Source organism: Bradyrhizobium sp. SZCCHNPS1003, from assembly GCF_032381555.1.
Taxonomy (GTDB): Bacteria; Pseudomonadota; Alphaproteobacteria; order Rhizobiales; family Xanthobacteraceae; genus Bradyrhizobium.
In genome coordinates this window covers 1-2121 of record NZ_JAUHIU010000043.1, presented here as the reverse complement: position 1 = coordinate 2121, position 2121 = coordinate 1, and the positions used below count along the sequence as shown (strand labels likewise).

Sequence of the window (2121 nt, the reverse complement as noted above, 5' to 3'; positions counted from 1 at the left end):
CAGTGTTCGCTCTAATCTTTGCGGCACAGGCGTGGCACTGGGTATCCCCGGAAGTGCGGTTCGTAAAAGCCGCCCAACTGCTTTCGACTAACGGAACACTAGCCGTCTTCGGGCACGTGCCTGTCGGACTACCCTCACATTTACTGGAACGGTTTAAGCAAATTTGGCTACGTCACACGGGCTCGTGGGGGGCGCCGCCCGAAGCTTGGTACCTACCGAACGGCCCGTTTAAGGACTGGTTTGACCAGTCGCAGTTGTTCGGGCCCGTTGAACACAAGTGCTATCTGTGGAGATGGCAGCACACGGCATCCAGCTACACCGAGTTTCTGAGCACGCGGTCGGACGTTCGGTTACTTGCGGCAGAGACGCGTGAAGACCTGCTCGATGAAATTGCAAAAGCAATCGACGATCAAGGAGGCGGCCTCGACATCGATTATGAAACGCATCTCTACATTGCTCACCGTATTGATGGCGACAAATAGCCCTTCGCGTTAGCCCATTTGTCGCGTTCACTTCCGGTTCTGGCCCATTGCCGACCTTTCGGTCGGCGCGGGCGATGTCCGCTCCCGGGCCTCAACCGGAAGTAACCCGCGGCGAGACCGGAAGCCGGCTTTTGACCCGGAACAGACTTCTCCCCTCCCCGCGAGGCGCGACACGGTCAAGCACGCACTCTTCTGCTAGAGTGCACTAATGGACCTTAGCGAAATGCAGCACGAACCGACTGGCATGTCGTTCCGCCAATGGTTGGATGACCTCGATGGCTTGCCGGCCAAGGAGCCTATAGGTCTGGCTGAAATCGCAGAGATCTTTAACTCTGCTTTTGGCCGCTACAAGCTCGATTACGGGAGTTGGCTGGACGGCCTAAAACTTTGCGTTGCAGCGATTGTTCAACGTGGTTTGCGCCCCATGCTACCCAATTATGAGACTGGTAAATGGGAATGGACCGATCGCTTCCACGGAGAGAACGGCGAGGACGACCCTAGGAGTGTTGCCGCGACGGCAGTTTTCTCTTGGTGCGCCCATAGCGACTCCGGAGGCGCCGAACACCTCCGGTTCGGGACTCGCTTACCGGAAACGGCACTTCCTGAACCCAGCGCATATTATCCATAACCTCCGGGGAGGCTGCTCCTCCGTCAAGCTGTGTCTGCTCGCAGGGCGCAACCGGAAGTAGCCCATAGCAGGACCGGAAGGCCGCTTTTGACCGATTCCGTTGAAAAAGTCGGCAGTAGTTTCGTCGTGAACGCCATCTGTTTCGAGGACGAATTGGCGCGTTGTGGTTCACGCGGGCGTCAGCGCGGGCATCGGGATCAGCTTGGCCATCTTACGAAGGTTCTGAGCGGCTGCAGCGAGGGTGAACTCGTCGCGTGCGCCGTTCGGCCCTCTTAGTCGCAGCCGATCTAGCTTGAGGATGCGCTTGAGATGCGCTAACAGCATCTCAATCTTCTTGCGGAGCCGGCGTGAAGTGCGGCCTTCCCATGAGCTTGCGATCTCGCGTGCCATGTCGCGAGCGCCCTCGTAGATCGAGCGCGGCACTTTTCGGGCCGGGGTGTTGGGGCAACACCTGCTTCTTAGAGAGCATGCTTGACAATCGCGCTTGCTCGCACGGTAGAGGACCGTCGTGTCGTTGTTCACCAGCGTCCCCGTAGTGGTGAGGGGTTTGCCAGCGGGGCAGCGATAGACGTCCCTGGTATGGTCGTAGGTGAAGGCCTCACGCGAGAAGGTCCCGTCGGTGCGGGCCGACTTGTCGAAGACGGTCACGTGCGGCTCGATCCCATGCTCGCAGACCAGCCAGCCGAGCATCTCAGCGGAGCCATAGGCGCTGTCGCCCAAAAGTCGGCTTGGATAAAGATCGAACCTTTCGATTGAACGCTCAATCATGCGCTTGGCGGCCAATACTTCTGCCTGGCGGATCGCCGTGGTCGCTTCGACATCGACGATGATCGCATTCTCGACGTCGACCAGATAGTTCGTCGAGTAGGCGAAGAAGGCTTGGCCGCCGTGCGCTCCCGTCCAGCGCGCCGCCGGGTCGGAGGGCGATACAAACTTGGGCGTGACCTCCGTCGCGGCACCGAACGCGGCATCATCAAGAACGGCAAGATACTCGTCGATCGCTCGACCCGC

At 59.3% G+C, this 2121-nt stretch carries 2 protein-coding genes and 1 pseudogene; 2 read left to right on the top strand and 1 reads right to left on the bottom strand.

Annotated features, from left to right (window positions below):
- A pseudogene (locus QX126_RS33465) lies at positions 1–482 on the top strand (hypothetical protein); the annotation flags it as partial.
- 208 nt (positions 483–690) lie between these two features.
- On the top strand, positions 691–1110 hold the full coding sequence (locus QX126_RS33460; protein WP_315786886.1) for a hypothetical protein: 420 nt from the start codon (positions 691–693) through the stop codon (positions 1108–1110).
- Between the two features lie 168 nt (positions 1111–1278).
- On the opposite strand, the gene QX126_RS33455 is transcribed toward QX126_RS33460, so the two are convergent.
- On the bottom strand, positions 1279–2121 hold an 843-nt coding region (locus QX126_RS33455; RefSeq protein WP_315786883.1), incomplete at its 5' end, for a transposase.